The organism is Pseudanabaena sp. CCNP1317 (genome assembly GCF_034931345.1).
Lineage (GTDB): Bacteria > Cyanobacteriota > Cyanobacteriia > Pseudanabaenales > Pseudanabaenaceae > Pseudanabaena > Pseudanabaena galeata.
On the sequence record NZ_JAYGIF010000001.1, the window covers coordinates 12,948 to 29,811 of the forward strand.

Sequence of the window (16,864 nt, forward strand, 5' to 3'; positions counted from 1 at the left end):
ATGTTAGATAAAGTTATTTATTAAATATCCTAAATTGCCATTCACAAATATTGACAATAAACAGAAATTAACAAGAAACCAATAGTTGTCGATTAACTCAGTACCCAATCTCTAACCTTTTCAAGAGCTTTCCAGTCTGGACGACGACGCAAGCCTTCTTCAAAATTCTCAACAATTTCTGGCTTAATATCTTTCAAAATCATTAACCAGTTTTGAGCAGCTTCAACTTGCTCACGCACACCCTTCTGGGATAGCTCTAACATCGCGATCGCCAGATTAATATGACCTTGAGGATCTTCTGGGGCAATTTTGACGGCTTTCTGGGCTGCCTTAACAGCAAGTTTGGCGTTATTGTCTAGCAAATATAACCAAGATAGACAAATCCAGCCGCTAGCAACTTTGGGCTGACGATCGCATACTTTCTCAAACACAGGAATTAAGGTCGCCGCAGATTCACCTTGTTTGTAGCGTTCTAAACCTTGAGTGAATAAATCTTCCGCAATTTCTGTATTCATTGAGCGAATCAAAACTCCAAAGCCGTATTTTTGCCTTAGTGATATTAGCATAAAGTGGCATCAAAACTCACCAGCCCAAAACTGTACCTATGAGCCAACGTATATCGATTATTGATGTGGGGATTGACACGACCAGTTATGCCGATACTTGCGATCGCATTGCTCTTCTTGCTCAGCAAAATCAATCTGGTTATGTCGTGGCGGCTAACGTCCATGTGGTGATGACAGCTTACTGGAATCACTCCTATCGTCAAGTATTAGCTAATGCGGAAATCGTCACTCCTGACGGAATGCCCCTTGTATGGGGTTTGCGATCGCTAGGTGCTAAAGATCAACAGCGAGTTTATGGACCAGATCTGATGCTGGCAATGTGCGATCGCGCAGCACAGGAAAATATCCCTATTTATTTATTTGGCGCAACGGTTGAAACACTTCACAAATTAGAGCAGAACTTAAAATCACGCTTTCCAGATTTGGCGATCGCGGGTAAACACGCACCACCATATTTTGAGCTTGATGCTCCTGATTTTGAATCACAATTAGTTGAAGATATGCAACTTATGGCAAAATCGGGGGCAAAAGTTGTATTCATTGCGCTTGGTTGTCCTAAACAGGAATTTTGGATGAGCCAAGCCCAAAATCGATTGTCAGCCGTAATGATTGGGGTTGGTGCAGCCTTTGATTTTCATAGTGGCAAGATTTCACAAGCTCCACGTTGGATGAAGGCGATCGGCTTGGAGTGGTTATATCGCTTTAGCCAAGAACCAGCGCGTTTATGGCAGCGTTATTTGATTAATAATCCCTGTTTTGTAATTTTGTTTTGCATCCAACACTTACGCCGAATTTTTCAAGATCCCAAAAGATGAATGGCGGCGCGAAGCGCCGCCATTCATCTTTTGGGTTTGGATTTTGTCTTAATATGCAAGTGGTGAAATCATTTGCAGTCTTAAAAAATAGGGCTTCGACTTCGCTCAGCCAGCAGTACACGTTGGCTGAGCGAAGTCGAAGCCTCTCTCAACTCATTTAGGACTACCATACATGTCCTAACTAATTCCGAGTTTGGGCAAGATAAATGAACCGAGACTTAATAAGAAAAATTTGTGATGCATTTTAAGAGCAGAAGAGGGATATGAGAGTGAGTAGCGATCGCCAACCAACTAAGAAACAATCCGATAAGCATGTCAAAAAACATGACATTCGGGCTGGCAATCAGCGCAAATGGTCGATGGTCGAGTTCAATTGGTTGCGATCGCTCTTATTAATTACTAGCGACATCTTGGGTTTAGGTATAGCTTGGAGAATATCTTGGAACCTTAATCAAGGCTTTTCACCTTTGCCGCCCGAACTTAATTGGGGAGAGTTTGCAGGGTTAACAGGATTATTTTGGGCTTTTGCGGCGGCGATCGTCACAGTATTTGCTTATCACAACTTTTATCGAGGTGAGTCCCAATGGCGCAACTATGTAAAACAAGCGCAAGTTATTAGCAGTGTTTACATGGTTTCCTTGGTGATCAGCTACTTTTATAACCCTACAGTAGATGCCCCGCGATCGCTATTTTTCCCCGCTTGGATTGGTAGTGTGATCATGATTATCGGATTACGATTGCTCTTGACCTTGATCTTTGATCAATTTCCGATCGCCAGAATACATACACCTGTTTTTGTCATTGCACCCAGCGATCGCCTATCTTACCTAGCTAACATTATCGAAAAAAGAACAGGCTACAAAGTGGTCGGCGTGCTTACCTCTTCCCTCGCTAATACCACGCACTCCATGCAATGCATTATTAATTCTGGAGCAAAAGAAGTAATTGCAGAAGGATTACCCGAAACACAACTAGCTTCTCAATTGTATTGGCAACTTCGCAACGCAGGCATAGGGCTAAGGTTAATTCCATCTAGCTTAATGCTGCTTCATCGACGCGGCACTCCAGAGATTTTTGCCTCAATGCCGATGATTCGGATTGAGTCGTCACTGCTGGCAAATTGGGAATATATCTTTAAACGCTGCTTGGATATGGTGTCTGCATTTGTCGGCTTGATTGTCTTATCACCTGTATTTATGGGCATAGCGATCGCTATTAAGTCCAGTTCTAAAGGCAGTGTATTCTATACTCAAGATCGAGTAGGACTACATGGACAATCATTCCGTATGTGGAAATTTCGCAGCATGTTTATGGATGCCGATCGTCGCCAATCTGAACTAGAGCATCTCAATAAGAGTTCCGATGGTGTTATGTTCAAAATCGAACGCGATCCACGCATTATTCCCATTGGGCATTTTTTGCGCTGTACTAGTCTGGATGAGCTTCCACAACTGTTTAATGTTTTGCTAGGACAAATGAGTCTTGTGGGACCTAGACCTTTGCCTGTGCGTGATGTGGCGAGATTTACCAATTGGCATCATACGCGCCATCTAGTCATGCCAGGGATTACGGGGCTGTGGCAAATTTCGGGGCGATCGGATTTAGACACCATTGATGATGTCGCTAAGTTAGATCTGTTCTATATAGATCGCTGGTCATTAAACTTCGATTTGGAGATATTGGTTGAAACTGTGCGTCTAGTCCTATTTGGGAAAGGTGCATATTAGGACTTAACATCTTCCACGTAAGCTTCAGTACAAATCAAAACCCAAATAGTGTGAGGCGGCGCTTCGCGCCGCCTCACACTATTTGGGTTTTATGTTCTAACTGATGTTACGTGGATAGAATTCCTACGATCATCTAAGTCTAGGGCTTGCCCTGTGGCACAGCCACTACAAAAATCTAAATTATTGGAGTAGGGGCAATCCCCCCGTGGTTGCCCTGTCGTGCTAGCAACAAGAGATTCATCATCTGAGTTCCACGTAACATCAGTTCTAACAAGAATGGCGACAGCTATAACTCCAGTTACAGTTTTCGATAAGTGCGGACTCATTGGCAGACAAAAATCAATCCTAGTTAGCATATAGCTAAATTTCAGCAATGATATCGAGTCTTTGACAGGTTGCAAGGAATCGGATTATATGCTTAATTTAACTTGAATCATTATGTAGTTCGCGCTGAACTTTAACTATGCTCTCTTGGCGATCGCTGTTACGCACTTTTCTTGGTATTATGATCGGCTTGGTGGCAACGATTTCCCTCCATGCTTGCCAAACTGAACCAAATGTATCTAGCAGTCCTAATGCTACTCCAAATTCAGAGGCGAATAAAGTAGTCGTTCCTTCTAAACCCGAAGATAAGCCTAAAAAAGCAGTCGTATTACCTCCAGCGACTAAGGCGATCGTCGATCGCGTTCCCAATGGACTATACAATCCACCACGAGGCGATATCAGATTAGCGGTAATCAGCGATTTGAATAGTGCCTATGGCTCCACCGATTATGAGCCAGAAGTGGATAAAGCGATCGCCTTACTTCCATTTTGGCAGCCAGATATGGTGGCTTGTAGTGGCGATATGGTGGCGGGGCAGTATCCATCGCTAACGGAAGAACAGATGAAAGCGATGTGGGCAGCCTTTGATGATCATGTGGCGGCTCCTTTGCGGAAAGCGAAACTACCCTTTGGTTTTACGATGGGTAATCATGATGCATCTGGAGCCAGAAGCATAGCAGGTAAGTTTTTGTTCTCTCGTGAAAGGGATGTTGCTTCAAAGTATTGGAACGATCCTGCCCATGATTCTGGGGTGGAATTTGTTGATCGCTTTGAGTTTCCCTTTTATTACACCTTCAAATACAAGGATGTTTTCTTTTTGACTTGGGATGGTTCATCGGATTTGATTCCCAAAGATAAATTGGCATGGGTGGAGAAGGCGTTGCAAAGTCCTGAAGCGAAGGCGGCGAAAATTAAAATTTTGCTAGGACATTTGCCTCTCTATGCGGTGACGGTAGGACGAGACAGCGCAGGGGAAGTGATGTCCAATGCGGAAGAGTTACGCGCCATGCTAGAGCGCAATAATGTCCATACCTACATTAGCGGACACCATCACGGTTATTACCCCGCGCACAAGGGCAAACTGCAATTGCTGCATATGGGCATACTTGGCGGGGGACCGCGCCCTTATCTTGGCAGTCGGATGCCGCCACGCAAATCGATGACAGTTATAGATATCAACTTTGCATCTCCTGAACTGACCACTTACACCACCTATGACATGAGAACGATGCAGCCAATTAAATATGACGAACTGCCACGTTCGATCAATGGACATAATGGCATGGTGTTACGGCGAGATCTGGAAATGAAAGATTTGAGCGCTTCCGAGCGTGCCACTTGTGAGAAACAATTGGGAGCGAATCTCTGTAGTGCCTAATTTTTCTGGTGAGCAGGTTTCTGGTGAGCAGGTTCTCAGTCGTCCAAGGCGATCGCTCTGGCTGGATTCCATATTTCAGAAAACCTCACAAGGGCTAGCGATCGCTATCCTATTGTTGGTTGCTGCGATCGTGATTCAACTCGCGATCGCGGCAATTCCTGCGGCGAAAGAATTCGGCTTGGGATTTCTTTGGACGATGGAATGGAATCCAGTTAAAAATATCTATGGGATTTTGCCACAGATTTATGGAACTCTCGTTAGTTCATTAGTAGCGATCGCCTTGGCGATGCCCTTGGGCATTGGCATTGCGATTTTTCTGAATGAAGATATTGCTCCCAAGGTTGTTCGCGTACCGATTTCCTTTGCGATTGAGTTGCTGGCGGCGATTCCTAGCGTTGTTTATGGGCTGTGGGGGATTTTTGTGTTGATGCCAGCGCTGCGACCATTAATGCGTGGACTGCATCAAAATTTGGGATGGATTCCTTTTTTTAGTACCCTTCCCGCCAATCGATCGCTATTGCCAACAATTTTGGTGTTGACATTAATGATTTTGCCGATTGTAGTGGCGCTGTCACGGGATGCGATCGCCTCAGTGCCGATGGATTTACGATTGGGAGCAGCAGCGATCGGCGCGAATCGGTGGGAATTTATTTTAGGGATCGCCATTCCTGCGAGTATGTCGGGAATTGTCGGCGCGGCAGTTCTGGCTCTAGGAAGAGCGATCGGTGAAACGATGGCGGCGGTGATGTTGATTGGCAATGCTAATCAAATTAACTGGTCTTGGCTGGCTCCCAGTTCCACGATCGCCTCATTAGTCGCCAATCAGTTTACAGAAGCGAAAGGGCTTCAGTTATCGGCTCTGCTCTATGCGGCGTTGGTGTTGATGGCGTTAACGCTAATCGTGAATATTTTTGCCAACAGTTTTATTACTTCTTTCCATTCATCACATCACGAAGAAAATCTTGATCCCCTTATAGCGCAAGTTACTAATGATCCCCCTCAATCCCCCTTAGAAAGGGCGAAGAAGAAAATTCTCCCCCCTTTTCAAGAGGGGCTGGGGGGGATCTACACCTCAAAAAGTAGTTCTTCCCATCACGAAGAAAATCTTGATCCCCTTATAGCGCAAGTTACTAATGATCCCCCTCAATCCCCCTTAAAAAGGGGGAAGAAGAAAATTCTCCCCCCTTTTCAAGGGGGGCTGGGGGGGATCTACACCTCAAAACGCAGTCAGAGAGACTTGTGTATACAAGACAGTTCGGAAGGGGGGGAATTAGAAAACATTGCCAAGGATCGTGCCGAGGATAAATGGAAGCCAAATCAGACAAGGCGCAAAATTGTATCGTTCCTTTTGAATCTGGGTATTTGCTTGGGAACAGCGATCGCTATTTTTGCCTTTAGCTCGATTCTTTTTAGTCTAATTGCCAAAGGATCGTCACGATTTGATTTTGCCGCTTTTACCGAACTACCGCCAGCGCCCTTGGAATCAGGCGGCGGCTTTCGCAATGCCATTACTGGCACATTGTTAATGGTGGGAATTGGCGCAGGACTGAGCGCTCCTATAGGAATTGGAGCAGCCATTTATTTAGTCGAGTTTGGACAAAATAAACTTCTATCGCAATGGGTAAGGTTTTTTAATGGCGTATTGAGTGGAGTTCCCTCAATTATTTGTGGCTTGTTTGCTTATGGATTAGTCGTACTCACATCAGGAACCTTTTCGGCGATCGCGGGAGGGGTTGCCCTCGCGGTGGTGATGCTACCAACGATCGCCAGAACTTCAGAGGAAGCATTAAAAGCGGTTGCTCCCGAACTACGCGAAGGCGCGATCGCGATCGGGGCGAGTCCCATTCAAGCAATTACGGCGATCGTCATTCCTGCCGCCATGCCTGCGATCGTCACTGGGATCGTACTAGCGATCGCCCGTGCTACTGGCGAAACTGCGCCTTTATTGTTTACGGCTCTCTTCAGTCAATATGGATTGAATGGATTGTGGAAACCCGTTGCTTCGATGTCGGTGCTAATTTACAACTTTGCCCTATCGCCCTATCCTAATGATCAGGCTCTAGCATGGACGGCTGCCTTAGTAGTTGTGGCGCTAATTCTAAGCATCAGTATCGCCGCCAGATTTTTGACCCGCGATCGGCTAAATTAACCCTATGTTTACCTTTTTGTTCTAGTATTTCATTACTAAATCATTCGTGATAAAAATAGGGCTTCGACTTCGCTCAGCCACCGTTTTGTACTGATGGCTGAGCGAAGTCGAAGCCCCAACCGCCCATAATGAGGTTATTTGTGTCGTTGAAATCTGTCGCATCCCGCCGTAAATTTTTGCTGATGTCCGCCGTTCCCCTTGCGATCGCCCTCAAAGCCTGTCAAGGCAATCCCCCCGATCCCAAAGCACCACAGGCGACAGAAGGCGCACTTCCTGCAAAACCTAGCGCCCCTATCGATTCTACTCAAGTTTCCCTCTACGGCGCAGGTGCGACATTCCCCTCATTTCTCTATCTGCGGTGGTTTAAAGATTACAACCAACAAAACCCTAATATCCAAATCAGCTATCAACCCGTTGGCAGTGCCGCAGGGATTCAGCAATTTCTAGCGGGAACCGTGGATTTTGGCGCTAGTGAACTGGCCCTGACCGATCAAGAATTGGCACAAGTTACTCGCGGCGCAGCGATGATTCCCACGGCGGCGGGTAGCGTGGCGGTGGTTTATAACATTGCAGGGGTGCAATCGGGACTAAAACTATCGCGAAAGGTTCTGCCTGAGATCTTTTTAGGGAAGATCAAGAAATGGAACGATCCCGCGATCGCCTCTCTTAATCCCAATGTTACGCTTCCCGACCTACCAATCACGGTAATCCATCGCTCCGATGGCAGTGGCACAACCGCCGCATTCACCGCCCACCTCAGTGCCACCAGTCCCGAATGGAAGAACGAAGTGGGAACAGGACTGAATGTGTCGTGGAAGACTGGCACTGGCATCAAGGACAATGCGGGTATCAGCGCTCAAGTCCAGCAAGGGGAAGGTGTGATCGGCTATGTGGAATATGCGTTTGCCAAGCAGTTAAACCTTGCCACAGCCGCCCTAGAAAATAAATCAGGACAGTTCGCGCTACCGACTGAAGATGCTACGACAAAGGCGATCGCGACAATCAAATTATCAGAAGATTTGCGTGGTTCCAATGCCGATCCTGATGCTGCGGAGGCTTATCCCATCGTTACTTACAGTTGGGTGTTAGCCTATCAGCAATACGACGATCCGAAACAGGCTCAGGCGCTAAAAGAAGTGTTGAAATGGGGTTTGACGCAGGGGCAAGCGATGGGCTTGGAGCTTGGTTACGTTCCACTTCCAGAGGCGATCGTCAAAAAGGCGATCGCGGCTCTAGATAAAATCGGTAGCGGAAAGAAGTAGGCGATCGGATAAGTTGTCAGCACAGGTTCAGGGATTTTATACTGCATTATTCATAAACAGCACGAAAACAAAGTATACTGGATTGCCACTATGGTGATCGCTCCAGTCCTCAGCCAGTATGAATGTTTTTGATCGTTCTGAGCATGTTTATGTCTCTCCCGACCTTGATGAGGTTATAAAAGACACAATACGTTTTTTTAATGGCACACCTGTACATTCAATTCCAACTTCAGAGCGTTTTCATGGTACAGGTGTATATGCTCTCTACTGCATTACCAAATCTGGAATTTATTCAAAGTTCCATTCAGTGAATAGAACTGAATTCCGTATGCCAATTTATGTTGGGAAGGCTGTTCCAAAAGGATGGCGACAATCTAGGCTATTATCCTCTGTAGACACTAAGGTTTATGAGCTAAACAATCGAATAAAGGAGCATAGCCGCAGCATCGACATTGGAGACGGCTTGAATATCTCAGATTTTTTCTGTCGTTTTATGATTCTTGAGGGGAAAGAGAGCGATTTGATAGGCACTGTCGAAGCAGCCCTAATCCGAAAGTACAAACCAATTTGGAATACTTTGATTGACGGTTTTGGTAATCATGATCCTGGAAAGGGCAGGTACGAGCAAGCAAAGTCAGATTGGGATGTCTGTCATCCAGGACGCGCTTGGGCAGAAAAGTGTCAGGGAGTACCCGCAAACAAAGAAATCCTTTTCCAAAGTATTGAAGAGTTTTTGAGTAATTTAAATGAAGAAAATTCCTGAAATATCTTGTTTGGAGCTATTTGCTGGTGCGGGTGGACTAGCAAAGGGGCTAGAACTCTCTGGAATTAAGCATAAAGCTTTAATCGAATGGAATAAGAATGCCTGTCAAACACTGATAAATAACTACAGCAATAAGCTTGTTCATAGTGTAGATATTCGCTCATTCCAGTTTGATCAGTTTGTTCATATTGACATGGTTTCAGGAGGTCCTCCTTGTCAACCATTTTCATTGGGGGGAAAGCACAAAGGGAATATGGATCAGCGCGATATGTTCCCTCATGCTTGCAAAGCCATCAGCACTTATAAGCCAAAAATTTTCATTCTTGAGAATGTCAAAGGTCTCTTACGAAAGTCATTTAATAGTTACTTTGGGTATATTATTCTAAGATTAACTTATCCTGATATTCAGCCGAAGACTTCAGAAGACTGGGAAGATCATTTAAGAAGGCTTGAGAAAATTCACACATCTGGAAAATTCGATTCCATTAAATATAATGTAATTTTTCGGCTAGTAGACGCAGCAAATTATGGTATTCCACAGCGTCGTGAACGTGTTTTTATTGTCGGTATAAGAGAAGACTTAAATATAGAGTGGGCTTTTCCAAAAGAAACGCACTCTTTAGATTCATTGCTATGGTCTCAATTTGTTAGCTGTGATTATTGGGAACGGCATAGGGTCGAGCCTTTGGCAATTGAACACCTAGATATAAGAAATCAGCAAAGAGTTCATCAACTGAGTCAACAACCTACCTTGTTTGCGCCATCTTTGGAGCCTTGGAAAACAGTGAGAGATCAAATTGGGGATCTACCAGAACCTGATTTTGAAGGTAGTTTTGACAGTGAGCATGTTCTCAGAGAAGGGGCAAAAGCATACCCCGGACACACTGGCAGTTATATTGACATGCCTTCTAAAGCACTGAAAGCAGGAGATCACGGAGTTCCTGGAGGAGAAAATATGATTCGATATCCAGACGGTCAAGTTCGCTACTACACGACCTTTGAGGCTAAACGAATCCAGACTTTCCCTGAAGATTATAAAATTTGGGGTTCATGGACAGAAGCAATGAGGCAGATTGGCAATGCTGTACCCGTAGAACTAAGTCACCGTATAGCGAGTTCCTTAGCGCGAGCAGTCTGTGTGTAACGACCGCTAACAATCCCCTTGCACGCCGACCGTATCAAGTTGGTCGGTCAATCTGTAAGATTACTAGCGGCGTGTAAACGTGGCTGTTAGACAGATGATCGCTGCATAGTGCGATCACCTAATTTACCAGAGATTACTTGTGGAGATTGATGTAGGATTGCGCGATCGCATAAGCTTGATGCACTTCTTAACTTGAGACTGAGAAAATTTGATGGGAATAGGCGATCTCCAACCTACTATTACTCACCCTTGTTAATCGAAACAAGATTCAACAGTGATTAGACTGTACTGCTAAAATGCGTTGAGAACTTGTAGTATAAAAAGCTTTCTACTGCAATGCTTTGAAAGCATTTTATCATAGGAAGCAAGTATGATTTCGAGATATTCCGCATCACCCAATAATACCAAAACAGAAAATGGCGTAGCCATTTTCTGTTTTGGTATTATTGGGTTTGCTTTTTAATTCACAAAAGTATGGCAACACCTTTGTGAATTGGTATAAGATCTTCCCTCTATCTATAATTTTACGCTTAATGTCAAACGAATAGAACCTTTGGCTGTCGATGGCAAGATCACATTTTGCAGCGATCGCTTAATCATCTCAACGAGGTTCTTATCTGACACTGTCGAAGTGACATCATCAAGAACAAACCTTGTCAATCGACCATTCTGAATAGGAATCTCTAAAACTACAGTGCCTCTTACCCCAGCAGGAACATTGATTGACTGCAATTGTTGGGCGATCGCTTGTTGAGCAGCAACAACATCCATACCTGTAAGCCCTGTGATACTCACCACTTGAATTTGGGAGATAGGAGCATGTTTCCTTACCTTCGATGCTTCGCTAGGACTGTTTACACTATCAACTTCAGTTCTGAGTCTAGTATTAAGCTGATCTTTGCCTGTAATGGTTCCTCCTCTCACTCTTCCAGTGACGATCGTCGATTGACGTGGCGATGCTAAAGGACTAGGAGCCGCAGGCTTGAGGGCTTGAGTATCAGCCATCTCTCCTGAAATCATGCCAAAATCGACACCTTGAGGCATCTCTACTGGAACTTGGACTGTCATCTTGCTGCCATCAGGATTAACGCGCACTTCATCACTCACAGCAACAAAGGCTGTGTATTGCGATAGTAAGCGATAGTTGAGCGCAGTTTGAGTGACTGCATCCACTAGAGACTTGACTTCACCGCCAAACATTTGATTCATCAAATCTTTAATGCGAGCGCGTCCCCATAGTTGAGCAATCCCAAGATTACTATTCCCACTATCAAAGTTCACGTCTAGGGTATGCTCGTAACGTTCTCCTCCTGCGGCGATACCTGTGATTTTAAGCTTGCCATTGGCGCGATCGCCTTTTTTGCCAAATAGAACTAGCGGCTGCTCAGCAAACAAGTCAGGAGCATTGCTAGGATAGATTTCGGGAGCCGATCCATCACCTTCCCATTTAACTTGAATATTTGTGAGAACAGGATTATTGATTTGACGGAAGAACTTCTCAGCAACTTCTTGCGTTGGCTCATCTTGACGTACTACCCGCGCTGTACCGCGTCCCATTTCCGCAACGCGCTCCAGCAAGTAGCGATTAACAGAACTACCAACGCCAAAACTATAGAGACGGTTACCTGGTTTGAGGTTTTTCTGCACGGCTGCGATTACCTCATTATCGTTGCCAATGTATCCATCCGTAATCAAGACTACACTGCGAATCCGTCCATCCGATGCAGTCGGAAATTTCATTACCGCATTGATGCCATTCATTAATTCTGTACCACCATTCGCATCGACTTGATCGATGTATTTCATCGCTTTCTGGCGATTGGTAGCGTTGTTTTGTAAAGGATAGCTCGAAAGCTGACGGGTGGTGTTAGAGAAATCAATAATTGTAAATGTGTCGTTAGGATTCAATCCATTGATAAAACGACGCATCAGCTCTCTTGATTTAATAATCGGATCACCTGATTGAGAACCTGATGTATCCATCAAGAATACAACATCCTTCGGCACGATTTGGTCAGAGCGATAGGCGATCGCTGGAATCAAATAAGTGGCAAAATGTGAGCCTTGATCGGTATTTGTAGTCAAAATCGTAGGTTCGGTGCGATCGCCACTGACTTTGTAACGCACAATCAAGTCTTTGTTGGGAATGTTATCGCCAGTCGCTAGTTTTAGCTGAACTGTTTCACTATTATTCTGGACATCAATACGATGGGAAGTAGAATAAAGATTACGAATGGGAACACCTGCATCAATTTGCAGACTGACAGTAATATCATTACCCGATCGCGTTTCAGGGCGGAGGACAGGCGGATTAATCCGTGAGGCATCGGGAACTTGGATTGTATTGCCCTTAGCATCGATCGCTGCGCCTGGAATATAGCGAGGACCTACCACCATCGGAAAAACAAATTCATAATCACCCTTCTCAAACTTCAAGCTTTCGGTGTAGCGAATCGTCACCTTGATTTGTTCCCCAGGTTTAATATTCGCCAAAGATTGCGTGAAGATGTTATCGCGTTCTTGCTCTAGTAAACCTGCGGTGCGTCCTTCTTTTCTAGCCCGATCGTAGATTTCTTTAGCTTCTTCTCGTTTTTTGATTTCACCTTTAATTACGCGATCGCCGATCTTGATTTCCATATCATCGACAGCCGCTTGATCTGGCAATGGAAATACATAGATTGCTTCTAGTGGTTTGTCATAGGGATTCTGAAAAGTTTGGGTGACTTCCACTCGCGAAATGTTGCCTGATATTTTTCCTTTGACATCAGTATTGGTCAAGGTAAAGGCTTGTTGCTGGCGATCTGGCGTTTGCACATACAGCCCGCCAACAGGACGTTTTTGGGTTGATTCATTACTAGAATTGCGATCGCTAACTGGTTCGATAATCCCTGATGTGACCATGGAGCTAGTGATTGGTTGAGGTTGGTTGATGGGACTTGATTGAGCTAGGGTGCGATGGGAGATTGCCCCCACAAGGATCATCGCTGCAGGTAAGGCAATGTAGATAGGGTTAGATTTCATAGTAATTACGCTCCTCATAGCCTGCTGCATCCTTTGATTAATATAGATTTAGCAAGCTGTTAATATTTCCTGAAATCAAGTCTCTCACTAATATCACAGGCTAATTTACCAGTTGCAATTTTGGTAACGAAAAAGGTAAGGAATGCTCTTTACGTAACCTCTACTTTTTTTAACGTGAGTTCGATATCGCCATTTGCGTTGTGCTTCGCACAACGCAAATGGCGAAAAATGGCAAGAATCGCTTAGCGATTCTTGCCATTTTTCGCTTTCGTCAAACTGACGTTTTTTTACATATAACTATAGCTATGCCAAAACCCAAAAGATGAGTGGAGGTGCTTTGCACCTCCACTCATCTTTTGGGTTTTGATTTGTCAAAGTAATTCTTACAGCAATTATCGATCAAACGAACCACAAGAAAGTTTTTGAAAGCGTTGCAAAGCAACGCTTTCAAAAACTTTCTTGGTTTGGTTTTGAGTGCAAAGTGCTGTAAATACTTTCTTAGACAAATTCAGCTTCAATGGTTTCGGGTTGTTGTTGAGGACGTGGATCAAACTCGAATAGTGAGTAGACAACATCACGACGGATTTGCGTCATCATGTCTAGGAAGATCTCGTAGCCTTCACTCTTATATTCGATCAGAGGATCTTTTTGTCCATAGCCACGTAAACCGACTGACTCGCGCAAAGCTTCCATCGCTTGCAGGTGATCGCGCCAGAGAGAATCAATCCGTTGCAAGATAAAGAATCTTTCAGCCTGACGCATTAAGCCCACTTGTAATGACTCCACTTGTGCTTCTTTAATTTCGTATGCACGACGCACTTCTTCACGCAAGAAAGCTTGCATCTCAGGCAAGAACATATCATCAAGCTGATCAGGTTCAAGATCTTGTAAGAGATTCACAAATTCCTTGATCTTCTTCACCATTGCCGCAAGGTTCCATTCTTCGGGAGGGAGTTCTGGATTAACGTAGGCATTGACGATATCATCCATCGTGCGTTCGGCATACTCGATCACGCGATCGCGTAAGTTTTCACCCTCCAGTACACGACGGCGCTCCGCGTAAATTGCACGACGCTGATTGTTCATTACTTCATCGTATTCAAAGACTTGTTTACGGATGTCGTAATAGTAGGTTTCCACCTTCTTCTGAGCGTTTTCTAGAGCGCTGGTCAGCATCCCCGAACTAATTGGCATGTCTTCCTCAACGCGGAAGGCATTCATCAAGCCAGCCACGCGATCGCCTGCAAAAATCCGCATCAGGTTATCTTCAAGACTGAGGAAAAACCTTGTCGATCCTGGGTCACCTTGACGACCACAACGACCGCGCAATTGGTTATCCACACGGCGAGATTCATGACGCTCAGTACCGATGACATGCAAGCCACCAAGTTTTGTTACCTGCTCATGCTCAGCATCGGTGACTTCTTCATATTCGCGTTTAATTAAAGTGAATGCATCACGAAGTTTTTGGATGACTTCATTATCAGTAGGTGCTTTCTCGGAAGCAACGGCAAGCATATCTTCTGCTTCTAATTCCGATTGACTCATTCTGCCTAACTTCTCAACTGCAAAATCTACAGCTTCTTTGAGCATCATTTCAGCATCCTTAGAGAGTTCGCAAGGATAGAGACTATCGGATACTTTCCAAGTCTTTTTCTTTTTGCCATCCGTTGAGCCGAATCCTTGTCCTTTTTGAGGGCGATCGCTAAACATGCGCTGACCTTCATTGGTGAAGTCATCGTCATCTTCAGGACGGACAATCATTGGCATGAAGCTCTCACGCACCTTCAAACGCGCCATATAGTCAGCATTACCACCGAGGATGATGTCCGTACCACGACCAGCCATATTGGTTGCGATCGTAATCGAGCCTTTGCGTCCTGCTTGAGCAACGATTTCTGCTTCTCGTTCCACGTTCTCTGGTTTCGCATTTAACAGATTGTGAGGAATATCTTTTTCACTCAACAACCTCGCCAAGACTTCAGATTTTTCAACGCTGGTAGTTCCAATCAGTACAGGACGACCTGTTTCATGCATTTCGCGGCATTCTTCCGCCACAGCACGCCATTTCGCTGCTTCAGTTTTATAAACTACATCTGACCAGTCGCTGCGTCCACTCTTGCGATTGGTGGGCATGGTCGTAACTTCGAGATTATAGATTTTTCCTAGTTCAGCTTCTTCAGTTTTGGCTGTGCCAGTCATGCCGCCAAGCTTAGGATAGAGCAGGAAAAAGTTTTGATAGGTAATTGTGGCTAAGGTTTGGGTTTCATTCTCAATATCTGTACCTTCTTTTGCCTCGATCGCTTGGTGCAATCCATCACTCCAACGACGACCAGGCATGACCCGACCTGTAAACTCATCAACGATCGTCACTTCTCCATCACGGACGATGTAGTTGACATCTTTGAGGAATAATTCCTTGGCTTTGAGTGCATTAAATACATAGTGCGCCCAAGGATCAGCTTGGTCAAACAAATCCGTAACGCCGAGTAGTTTTTCGGCTAGCTCAAAACCTTCATCAGTCATGACCACGTTACGTTGCTTTTCGTCAACTTCATAGTGGGTTTCTTTTTGCAATTGATCAGCGATCGTCACTGCGCCGATGTATTTCTCCGTCGGACGCTCGACCATGCCTGAAATAATTAGGGGAGTGCGAGCTTCGTCAATCAAGATCGAGTCAACTTCGTCAATTACACAGAAATTAAAGGTACGCTGCACCACTTCTTCGATGCTAGTCGCCATGTTGTCCCGTAAATAATCAAAACCAAGTTCGCTGTTGGTGGCATAGGTAATATCACAGCCATAGTTTTTGCGTCGCTCGACTGGCTCCATTGAGTTTTGAATCAAGCCGACTGACATCCCTAGAAAGCGATGCACCTGCCCCATCCATTCCGCGTCACGACGGGCAAGGTAATCGTTAACCGTAACTACGTGAACGCCTTTACCTGAGAGGGCATTGAGATAGCTGGGTAATGTGGCGACGAGGGTTTTGCCTTCTCCTGTTTTCATTTCGGCAATTTCACCCCGATGCAGTACCATACCACCGAGCATCTGCACATCATAGTGACGCAAGCCTAGAACGCGGGTAGCCGCCTCACGAACAACAGCAAAGGCTTCAGGTAGGAGGTCATCAAGTGGTTCCCCGTTTTCGAGACGCTGTTTAAACTCTCCTGTTTTTCCTTGCAATTCGCGATCGCTTAGCACCGCTAACTCTGGGGCTAGGGAGTTAATGAGAGCCACTTCGGGACGGAGTTTGTCAAGCTTACGCTTATTAGGATCGCCAATCAGGTTTTTTAGGTTAAACATAGCTACCGAATGCAGTTAAAACAGGGGATGCGCCAAACGTGATATTTAATACGATTTTGGACTACAAGTATATATTACCCGACTGTTGAGATTACAAGCTTCGGATAACCGAAGCTTGTAATCTCAAAAGCTAGCAGTATAAGTTTCTAAGTTTTTGAGTTAAATGTACAGCAATTAATTCATGACGCTAATGCTTGTGCTTTTTGTCTGCAATTTTCATTATAAAAACCGTTTTTTTCAAGCCCGTCGTTGGGGATCTTGCAAAAAACGATTCAGAGTTTTCAGCGCCGAAGGTCATGGAAACTCTAAATCGTTTTCATAATAAGAGTGTGGCAACACTTTTGTGAATTAGAAACCAAACCCAGTAATGGTTTTAAAAACACAAAATGGCTATGCCATTTCGTATTTT

10 protein-coding genes are annotated in these 16,864 nt (G+C 44.8%); 7 read left to right on the forward strand and 3 right to left on the reverse strand.

What is annotated here, in order from left to right:
* Nucleotides 1-92: 92 nt before the first annotated feature.
* Nucleotides 93-515 (reverse strand): hypothetical protein, encoded by a 423-nt coding sequence (locus VB775_RS00055; protein ID WP_190575989.1) that lies wholly within the window; start codon nt 513-515, stop codon nt 93-95.
* An 89-nt stretch (nt 516-604) separates the two neighbouring features.
* Between VB775_RS00055 and VB775_RS00060 the strand changes: the two genes are divergently transcribed.
* From VB775_RS00060 to VB775_RS00090, 7 genes are all read left to right on the forward strand, one after another.
* Nucleotides 605-1,381, forward strand: coding sequence for a WecB/TagA/CpsF family glycosyltransferase (locus VB775_RS00060; RefSeq protein WP_281007567.1), 777 nt, complete (start codon nt 605-607; stop codon nt 1,379-1,381).
* A gap of 263 nt (nt 1,382-1,644) precedes the next feature.
* Nucleotides 1,645-3,108, forward strand: a complete 1,464-nt coding sequence (locus tag VB775_RS00065) for a sugar transferase (protein WP_281007566.1) — start codon at nt 1,645-1,647, stop codon at nt 3,106-3,108.
* Between the two features lie 463 nt (nt 3,109-3,571).
* The gene (locus tag VB775_RS00070) at nt 3,572-4,810 is read left to right on the forward strand and encodes a metallophosphoesterase family protein (RefSeq protein ID WP_281007565.1); all 1,239 of its coding nucleotides are present in this window, start codon (nt 3,572-3,574) and stop codon (nt 4,808-4,810) included.
* Nucleotides 4,803-6,959 (forward strand): phosphate ABC transporter permease PstA, encoded by a 2,157-nt coding sequence (gene pstA, locus VB775_RS00075; protein WP_281007564.1) that lies wholly within the window; start codon nt 4,803-4,805, stop codon nt 6,957-6,959. The genes VB775_RS00070 and pstA overlap by 8 nt, the downstream gene beginning before the upstream one ends.
* A gap of 140 nt (nt 6,960-7,099) precedes the next feature.
* Nucleotides 7,100-8,221: a phosphate ABC transporter substrate-binding protein PstS gene (pstS, locus tag VB775_RS00080; protein WP_281007563.1), complete on the forward strand. Its 1,122-nt coding sequence runs from the start codon at nt 7,100-7,102 to the stop codon at nt 8,219-8,221.
* 118 nt (nt 8,222-8,339) lie between these two features.
* The gene (locus tag VB775_RS00085; protein WP_281007562.1) at nt 8,340-8,984 is read left to right on the forward strand and encodes an Eco29kI family restriction endonuclease; all 645 of its coding nucleotides are present in this window, start codon (nt 8,340-8,342) and stop codon (nt 8,982-8,984) included.
* Nucleotides 8,968-10,128 carry a DNA cytosine methyltransferase gene (locus tag VB775_RS00090; RefSeq protein WP_281007561.1) on the forward strand — a complete coding sequence of 387 codons (1,161 nt, stop codon included), beginning with the start codon at nt 8,968-8,970 and terminating at the stop codon, nt 10,126-10,128. The genes VB775_RS00085 and VB775_RS00090 overlap by 17 nt, the downstream gene beginning before the upstream one ends.
* Nucleotides 10,129-10,644: 516 nt before the next feature.
* Here VB775_RS00090 and VB775_RS00095 read toward each other — a convergent pair.
* Both VB775_RS00095 and secA read right to left on the reverse strand, forming a co-directional pair.
* Nucleotides 10,645-13,149 (reverse strand): VIT domain-containing protein, encoded by a 2,505-nt coding sequence (locus tag VB775_RS00095; RefSeq protein WP_281007560.1) that lies wholly within the window; start codon nt 13,147-13,149, stop codon nt 10,645-10,647.
* 498 nt (nt 13,150-13,647) lie between these two features.
* Complete coding sequence (secA, locus tag VB775_RS00100; protein WP_281007559.1) at nt 13,648-16,455, reverse strand: preprotein translocase subunit SecA; 2,808 nt, start codon at nt 16,453-16,455, stop codon at nt 13,648-13,650.
* Between the last annotated feature and the right edge of the window lie 409 nt (nt 16,456-16,864).

What these genes read in the sequence shown, in the direction of transcription:
- VB775_RS00070 (WP_281007565.1), top strand. Translation starts at nt 3,572, where the DNA reads ATGCTCTCTTGGCGATCGCTGTTACGCACTTTTCTTGGTATTATGATC.
- VB775_RS00085 (WP_281007562.1), top strand. Translation starts at nt 8,340, where the DNA reads ATGAATGTTTTTGATCGTTCTGAGCATGTTTATGTCTCTCCCGACCTT.
- secA (WP_281007559.1), bottom strand. Translation starts at nt 16,455, where the DNA reads ATGTTTAACCTAAAAAACCTGATTGGCGATCCTAATAAGCGTAAGCTT.
- VB775_RS00090 (WP_281007561.1), top strand. Translation starts at nt 8,968, where the DNA reads ATGAAGAAAATTCCTGAAATATCTTGTTTGGAGCTATTTGCTGGTGCG.
- VB775_RS00060 (WP_281007567.1), top strand. Translation starts at nt 605, where the DNA reads ATGAGCCAACGTATATCGATTATTGATGTGGGGATTGACACGACCAGT.
- VB775_RS00095 (WP_281007560.1), bottom strand. Translation starts at nt 13,149, where the DNA reads ATGAAATCTAACCCTATCTACATTGCCTTACCTGCAGCGATGATCCTT.
- VB775_RS00065 (WP_281007566.1), top strand. Translation starts at nt 1,645, where the DNA reads ATGAGAGTGAGTAGCGATCGCCAACCAACTAAGAAACAATCCGATAAG.
- VB775_RS00055 (WP_190575989.1), bottom strand. Translation starts at nt 515, where the DNA reads ATGAATACAGAAATTGCGGAAGATTTATTCACTCAAGGTTTAGAACGC.